Genomic DNA, 7,693 nt, shown 5'->3' on the forward strand with positions numbered 1-7,693 from the left:
TTTCGCAAGATGTCTGATATTCATCTGCTTTGTAAAACTGCATATTTTCTCCCAAAAGGCATAACGCCCTGTTAAGGTGTGAGCAACGCAACACCGATGCCGCCGCATACTACCTTAAACACTAAAAGCAACGCATGGTAAAAATGCCACGCGTTGCGAATCACTCTTAAACAGTTTGTTATAACACAGTTTTACACGTCATCTTCCGATAAAATTTGACGACAATTGCGAACTGTTAGTACGCGAATTTCGTGACTTAAACTGTAGATAATACGATAGTGACCAAAGATGATTTCACGATAATTCGTATGGGGCATTTCAGGAACAAACCGCCCCATTTCAGGCATACTTCCAAGGAGTTCAGTTTTATCAAAAACTTCGTTTACCCACTTCTCTGCCGCAGGTGGATTATCCAAAGAAATAAACTCCGCTGCATCACCTAGTTTCTGAAGTGCTAATGGAGACCAGACTACTTTCATTTCTTAATGCGCCCAAGTACTTGAGCACGCGCATCATCATTGGAAACACCGAGACCAGAAGCTAACTGAGCTTCTGCTGTGCGCATTTCTTCCAGTAATTCGATTTTCTCTTGCATTGCTTCATACTCAGCAACATCGAGAACAACAGCAACACCTTTGCCACGTTGCGTAATAACCAATGGACGACGAGTCTCATTGATTTGTTTGATGTATGAAGCTACACCGGCACGAAACTCAGACAAAGGCTGAATATCTTGATCGAAATGAATACGACTCATATTGAACTCCCACTAGTACAAAATAACGTACAAATAATAGTTCATCTGACCCTTTTGAGCAAGAAGTTGATTCTGTGTTATAACGCCTTGTTAAGGTGTGAGGCACGCAATACCGAAGCTTCTGCATGCCACCTTAACCACTAAAATCAACGCATAGTAAAAATGCCACGCGTGCCGAATCACTCTTAAACAATTTGTTATACGCGTCCTATCGGTTGTACTTAGCTTTATTCAAAACTTCTTTTAGTTCATGCGTTTTCTCAAGGTTTACACCGTGAATATTGGCTAGAGCACAAACATAATACAAAACGTCATATAATTCTTCTGCGACTGAACCTTTGAGCTCATCTAGCGTTGGTTGCCCACTTTTGCCTTTGCGAATAGATTCCGATAACTCGCCAACTTCTTCGATTAGCTTTAAAAAATAGTGTTCAGATTGCTCTGGCGCATAATCGAATTCTTTTATATGACTTTGTAACTCAGATAACTTCATAACGTCCTTTTTGTATCATTTTTCACAAAGCGTATAACGCCCTGTTAAGGTGTGAGCAACGCAATACCGAAGCCGCCGCATACCACCTTAAACACTAAAACCAACGCATAATAAAAATGCCACGCGTTGCGAATCACTCTTAAACAGTTTGTTATGCGTAAATTCTAGCCATTTAACTGCCAAGATTTTGAACCTTTGCAATCGTATTTACTAATCATTGCCTGCTCTACCTGATTGATATCGTCTCCATCGTCGATATTTGTTAGAAAGTACAGCTTTATAATTTGCTCTTTATCCACTGCTTCAGCTAACACCTTATGCACAACGCGATATCCATCAGGGTTTGATTTACGATACGGTCGTCCTTTTAACAATCGTTCGACATTCCTTTTGTAGTGTTTCAAAGGACGTCTAGCGCCATTTTTCGCTTTACCGACATACCTTCCAACAAGAACATCATTGTTATCGTAAATTTCCCACATATAAATCAACGCTTGTTCTGAGTCTACACCCTGAGAAATAACATCAAACTCCATACTAACCATCCATTTTTTGTAGGTGTTACATACCGCTTTACGCATAACGCCCTGTTAAGGGGTGAGCAACGCAATACCGAAGCCGCCGCATACCATCTTAATCACTAAAACCAACGCATAGTAAAAATGCCACGCGTTGCGAATCCCTCTTGAACAGTTTGTTATGTGCGTGGTTGAAATCTACTCTACACTTGGCTCCGGTAAAACTGGTGGTGTACTGTCCATATAAGTTAAAAAATTTTCCCATAACTCGTGCGTTCTTTGCTTAGTTAACTTAGTTTTGCACGATATCGCCATAATTCCACGAATAGTTCCATCACGCCATTGCGTATAAACCGAATCACAGTGAGAGGACATATATGCTTGCCAATCCTGTTGAGCAAGCTTAATTGCTGTGATCAGTTCTGGGTCATGAGAGTTGTGCTCAAAGCTAGTGTTTAGATATTTGTCTAATTTAACTTGTGCTGACTCTAATTCAATAGCGGCACATTGGTTTATCTCGATTGTGGTCATCGCATTATCACAGTCAATGGACTCTTCTTCAGCAAGAGCACCAAATGAAAGGCTAGCTAATATGATGATTAGACACTTATTCATCGTTTTCTCCGAAAGCACATAACGCCCTGCTAAGGGGTGAGCAACGCAATAGCAAAGCCGCCGCAAACCACCTTAATCACTAAATTCAACGCATAGTAAAAATGCCACGCGTTGCGAATCCCTCTTGAGCAGTTTGTTAGTCGCGAGGCACCGAGCGATAATTTTAAGCCGAACTAAACTTTGCAAACAACAAACTTTATGTGCTTTGATGCAGTTAGGTCAGGCGTAGTCTCAAAGCGGCTACTCAATGAAACCACTTGGAACAAACAACGCCGTAGAAAACGGAGTGACAACACCAAAAAGCGCTTTTGGAAAACCAATCGCACAGTGCGGACTTTCAACAAAGTCACTGAAACCACGTGGAACTTACCACACCAGAGAAAACGTCATTTCAGCGAGTAAATCGGCTTTTGTACCAACAAACTCACCGAGCGGAGTTGCAACCAAAAACAGACTCTCGATTGCCCTGCTCTGCCAGCACCAAAGAACAAAACAACCGCTAGGACAATTGCAGAACTTTGGACTTAAAACAGCTGAAAATGAGTTTGGACCAACGACAATGAGCCTTTAAACCGAACAAAAAGCAGGCAAGCTTTGAGCTTAGAAACATGATTTTGACTGCTAGCTTTTTCTGGCGACTAACGCCCTGTTAAGGGGTGAGCAACGCAATACCGAAGCCGCCGCATGCCACCTTAACCACTAAATTCAACGCATAGTGAAAATGCCACGCGTTGCGAATCACTCTTAAACAGTTTGTTAAGCGTATTTTGCTGAGTAGAACTCTTTCTCTTTGTTCGAGTGATGCTCATTTAGTGCTTTCCACTGTGCCAATTCATGCTTAACTTCTTCAGGAAGAACTAACCTTTGACGGTAGTTAGTTACTTGAGGACACTGATGAGATGAAATAACATACCTGTGACTGTTCTCTACCAACATATGATTAATTGACTTAGTTTTCTCCTCGCTAAGCCTTGTACCTCTTGGAAGAGGCGGCTTCTGTCCTACCAATGTATAGAGCAAATGCCGAGGACCTAATGGTAAAATCAATTCTGTACCCTCATTACCCCAACCGCCTTTAAGGTCATAGCTACCCTCACCATAACAGTTAAGCTTTAAAACCGGATTATCCGATGTGAGCCATTCATGTCCATTGGCAGGATGCAAAATTGTCCATTGGTGTTCATGCAGGCGAGATGAGACTGTATTCAATAGGTGTTTAATACTCCATAGCCAAGAAGCTCGTCCAATTAGGTTTTCAACATGAACCATTAATCCCGATTCTTCTTTAGTAATTTTTAATTTCAGCGGCATTTCATCATGAAATTTATATTCACCAGTCACCTGAAAATCCCTAGGGACACCTTTCGACATTACTTTATCAACAACACTCCTCATCATGGATTCGAACTCATTACTATCTGCTCTCTTGAGGTGTTCGATAAACTTGACTGGAGTACGAAGATCCTGAAGGGCAAAAAAGTTAATGATACTTTTATAGTCACTAGGCGTTAACTTAGCGTTGGAAATTACTTTTTGAATCGCAGCCTCTGCAGGAGCTTCAAAGTGTTGATCAAACCATGTTTCAATTTGGTCGCATTCATCTCCATGTTGAGTATTAATGTAAAGGTTTCTCAAATACCCAATTCCGTTTAAGGGAAACGGCTTCCAGATGGGTACATTTTCATGCTGCACCAACGTTCTGTAAATCTGGACTTTTCCGTCTGTTGACCAATTTTTTAAATACATAACTGGAACAAAGTGATTATCTCTTTTCTTAACCGAACTCATAGTTTTCTCTTATACGCTTAACGCCCTGTTAAGGTGTGAGCAACGCAATACCGAAGTCACCGCATGTCACCTTAAACACTAAACGCAACGCATAGTGAAAATGCCACGCGTTGCGAATCACTCTTAAACAGTTTGTTATGTTTTATTCTACGATACACCGCACTATACTAAATGAGCTTGGAACAGTAATGATGCTTTGAGGTTCTTGTTTTAATTTAAGAGTTTCATAGATACTAGGATTTAGCTGGATAGCGTTGTCGACAAGCACAGTAGTCATTTGAGGACCAAGGAAAATTACTGACTTATTTTCACCTAAATTGGAACAAAAGTGTTTCGTACTAAAGTCAACTTTATGTGCGACAGCATAAGCCTTAAGCTTCATATGCTGCTCACTATCAAAGTATCTATTAGTAAACACCCACCCAGTGAGAGCAGAGGCTAAATACCCCCCCCCCAGGAGAAAAGCCAACCAACCATACTTGTTCTCTCCTCGATACGCCCACGCACTAAGAGATAGCATCACAAACGAAACTAAAAACACAACTCTAAGTACAACCTCGAGAGTCAAAACAGTATTTAAAAATGTAAGTGCAACTTGAGCATAAGGAAAAGCAGACGCATCAACACCAAAAACTGCATTTATTGTTGCCGAAGCCGTGTAGTTTGATGAATAAACAAGCAATGAAAAAGCTAAAGAGATCGCAAACTTCACTGAATTGTACTTCCACAGCTCAGAGATATACGAATTTCTTTCAAAAAAAGCTGCAATGTAAACCAATAGCCAGGCAATACCACTAAAAAAACTTAAATGAATATACGGTTTAAACCAGTCCTCATCGATTAAAGCCAAAGGGATAACAACCGTAAGCAGAAACCCTAAAGTCCCAAATAAACCTAGTTTGAACTCTTCATCATATTTCTTTTTTTTAGCCTCTAGCTCTGAGGGTTCCGTATTTCCCAATGTAACCTCCTGTAAACATAACGCCGCATTAAGGTGTGAGCAACGCTACCACCAGACGAAACCTGTACGCCTTAAACACGAAACCCAACGATGACATAAAAAATGCCAAGCGTTGGGAATCACTCTTAAATGCCTTGTTAGTTTTTTGTTTCTAGAGAGTGCTTATTTTCCAAGTCTTCTACCTTATTTTTAAGTTTCTCTAACTTTCGAGAATAAATAAAGAAACCGATTTGAGAACATACTACGGCCACATAGAACAGGTTATCTCTATGTTGAGCTGGAGCATCATTCCACAACCATATAGCGAAGACAGTGACAAGCACATAAGAAATAATATTTGAAATCATTGATGAAGCCCCGAAACCAATCGTACACTTCGATTTTCTAACTCTGTATTAACTTTTTTTAATTCAGACTTATTAAACGCAACAGCTCCCCAAATGACAAGCATAGCTAAACCACCTCTGCCAAGTTTACCTCTAGCTTTAGATTCCTTGTATAGGTCTTTGAGTCCAAGGCTTGAAGCACCAATACCTATATAACTAGCGAAATTGTCTAAAAAGCTATGAAAATCTTTATCAGACTGTAACTCTTTCTCAGTCATTGACCACATGCCATATTGTGGGTTAACAAAAGTAGTGTCTAGCGCTCCTGTTACTAGTTTTCCCATTAAGGCTCTATTCGAAACACTTCGTATCAGTTTCATAGCATCTACTCGTTGCTTCTGACTGAGATGTCTATACAAGATCATCGAACAAATCGCATCTACTTCTACTTTTCCAGCCCCAACAAGTAGTTCTGGTTTAAAACCGATTATTTTAGCTAATATTCTTAATTGTTCTTGCTCATTGCTTGGCAAATTATACGGTAAACTGCTAACTGAAATTACGTTACTCATCACTCATCCATGTATAATTTTAGGGCTTATTTTATGAAGTAAAAAGAATAACATATGCACTCAGTGGTGTATAGGAAATGTTATGAAACTAACGCCTTGTTAAGGTGTGAGGCACGCAATACCGAAGCTTACGCATACCACCTTAACCACTAAAACCAACGCATAGTAAAAATGCCACGCGTGCCGAATCACTCTTGAACAATTTGTTAGCCCTTTTTCAAAAGGTTAAGACTTGTATACGACAACCAAACCACCAAGATTGCCATTAAGTTTAGAGAAACTGTTACTTCATTAACACTCACACTTATCGGTACTTCAACTCCAAAAGAAAAGGCTAAGGAAAAGTTAGGTGTCTCTATATCTATAATCTGAATTAAATAAAGAACGATCATTAACTTAAATACCCAAAGCTTCTTTTTTAACAACCCGTAAAAACTAGACAAATTCAAACTTAGCATCACTAAAACAATTGCAAATGTGAGAAAAAGACTCGAAGAGCTCAATTGATTTACTTGGGCAAGCAAGGTAAATAATAGAAACAGAGTAACTGCAACAGATATACCCTGCAAAAACAGTAAGAATTTTGTTCTTTTTAAATGATTTTCAAACAATTTTTTATATTCTCCTTGAGGGCTAACGCCCTGCTAAGGGGTGAACAACGCAATACCGAAGTCGCTGCAAACCACCTTAATCACTAAATTCAACGCATAGTGAAAATGCCACGCGTTGTGAATCCCTCTTGAGCAGTTTGTTAGTTTGCAGACCCAAAGGGTTGATTTTACGTTATTTTAAACTTTGCGAAAAACAAACATTATGTGCTTTGATGCAATTAAATCAGGCGTAGTCTCAAAGCGGCTAGTCAATGAAACCACTTGGAACAAACAACGCCGCAGAAAATGAACTCACAACACCAAAAACAAATCAGCCGTTGAAACGATGCCAATTTTGGATTTTCACCACGCTAGTTAACACTGAAATTGAACGCCGATACGACAATTTCGACTTTGAGATTTTACCACTAGATCTTGCGATATAGCTGCGTTTTTCCTCTTGCAAACTAACGCCCAATTAAGGTGTGAAGCACGCGACCACAACACTTAATTTGAACACCGTAAACACTGGACTAAACCCAAACCGAAAATGCAAAGCGTGCTGAATCACTCTTAAATTGTTTGTTAGGTGCGTAGCTTAATCTTGCACTAACCTAACCCATTTTGCCCGCCATGCCTGTGCTTCCATTGGGTCTGGCCAAAACTCTTTTTGCTTACTTATCAGGCTGTTTTCAACAGTATGAAAAGTTATAGCACGTGCTTTTTGGACACCATCTGCAATTGATACAGCAGTGACTACTGTTTCACCGTCGCAAACTACGGAGTGAACAGTAAACTCCCAAATACCATTCGCAGGGTAATAAGTATTGATAGCCGTGAAGTTGTCTCGGCCAATAATGAGTTCACCCGACTGCGGCCAGAAACCCTCAAAATCTGGGCTAAGCCACTCGCTTGCTTTGGCAAAGTCATTTGTTTTCATCGCATCCCAAAAAGCTAGGACGACTTCCTTTGAGTTCATGATTTCCTCCAAGCACCTAACGCCCAATTAAGGTGTGAAGCACGCTACCACAGAACTCAATTTGACTACCGTAAACACTGAACTAAACCCAAAC

11 protein-coding genes are annotated in these 7,693 nt (G+C 40.1%); 1 reads left to right on the forward strand and 10 read right to left on the reverse strand.

Annotated features, from left to right (window positions below):
- Nucleotides 1–191 precede the first annotated feature (191 nt).
- From R7E29_RS16480 to R7E29_RS16500, 5 genes are all read right to left on the reverse strand, one after another.
- The gene (locus R7E29_RS16480; RefSeq protein ID WP_015296903.1) at nt 192–479 is read right to left on the reverse strand and encodes a type II toxin-antitoxin system RelE/ParE family toxin; all 288 of its coding nucleotides are present in this window, start codon (nt 477–479) and stop codon (nt 192–194) included.
- Nucleotides 476–757, reverse strand: coding sequence for a type II toxin-antitoxin system Phd/YefM family antitoxin (locus R7E29_RS16485; RefSeq protein WP_000086647.1), 282 nt, complete (start codon nt 755–757; stop codon nt 476–478). Before R7E29_RS16485 ends, R7E29_RS16480 begins: the two co-directional genes overlap by 4 nt.
- 208 nt (nt 758–965) lie before the next feature.
- Nucleotides 966–1,250, reverse strand: coding sequence for a MazG nucleotide pyrophosphohydrolase domain-containing protein (locus R7E29_RS16490; protein WP_038863851.1), 285 nt, complete (start codon nt 1,248–1,250; stop codon nt 966–968).
- A 164-nt stretch (nt 1,251–1,414) separates the two neighbouring features.
- Nucleotides 1,415–1,831 (reverse strand): hypothetical protein, encoded by a 417-nt coding sequence (locus R7E29_RS16495; protein ID WP_230856658.1) that lies wholly within the window; start codon nt 1,829–1,831, stop codon nt 1,415–1,417.
- Between the two features lie 135 nt (nt 1,832–1,966).
- On the reverse strand, nt 1,967–2,383 hold the full coding sequence (locus R7E29_RS16500) for a lysozyme inhibitor LprI family protein (RefSeq protein WP_054577329.1): 417 nt from the start codon (nt 2,381–2,383) through the stop codon (nt 1,967–1,969).
- Nucleotides 2,384–2,630: 247 nt separating this feature from the next.
- Between R7E29_RS16500 and R7E29_RS16505 the strand changes: the two genes are divergently transcribed.
- Entirely contained in the window at nt 2,631–2,954 is a 324-nt protein-coding gene (locus R7E29_RS16505; protein WP_054577328.1) for a hypothetical protein, read from the forward strand.
- Nucleotides 2,955–3,139: 185 nt separating this feature from the next.
- On the opposite strand, the gene R7E29_RS16510 is transcribed toward R7E29_RS16505, so the two are convergent.
- The 5 genes from R7E29_RS16510 to R7E29_RS16530 form a co-directional block, all read right to left on the reverse strand.
- Nucleotides 3,140–4,171, reverse strand: coding sequence for a DUF4238 domain-containing protein (locus R7E29_RS16510; protein ID WP_054577327.1), 1,032 nt, complete (start codon nt 4,169–4,171; stop codon nt 3,140–3,142).
- Nucleotides 4,172–4,313: 142 nt separating this feature from the next.
- Nucleotides 4,314–5,132: a hypothetical protein gene (locus R7E29_RS16515; RefSeq protein ID WP_318082754.1), complete on the reverse strand. Its 819-nt coding sequence runs from the start codon at nt 5,130–5,132 to the stop codon at nt 4,314–4,316.
- Between the two features lie 343 nt (nt 5,133–5,475).
- Complete coding sequence (locus R7E29_RS16520) at nt 5,476–6,030, reverse strand: hypothetical protein (protein WP_053807654.1); 555 nt, start codon at nt 6,028–6,030, stop codon at nt 5,476–5,478.
- A 206-nt stretch (nt 6,031–6,236) separates the two neighbouring features.
- Nucleotides 6,237–6,641, reverse strand: a complete 405-nt coding sequence (locus tag R7E29_RS16525; RefSeq protein WP_054577325.1) for a hypothetical protein — start codon at nt 6,639–6,641, stop codon at nt 6,237–6,239.
- A gap of 577 nt (nt 6,642–7,218) precedes the next feature.
- On the reverse strand, nt 7,219–7,599 hold the full coding sequence (locus tag R7E29_RS16530) for a nuclear transport factor 2 family protein (RefSeq protein ID WP_054577324.1): 381 nt from the start codon (nt 7,597–7,599) through the stop codon (nt 7,219–7,221).
- Between the last annotated feature and the right edge of the window lie 94 nt (nt 7,600–7,693).

The sequence above is a fragment of the Vibrio sp. Vb1729 genome (assembly GCF_033338655.1).
Lineage (GTDB): Bacteria > Pseudomonadota > Gammaproteobacteria > Enterobacterales > Vibrionaceae > Vibrio > Vibrio alginolyticus.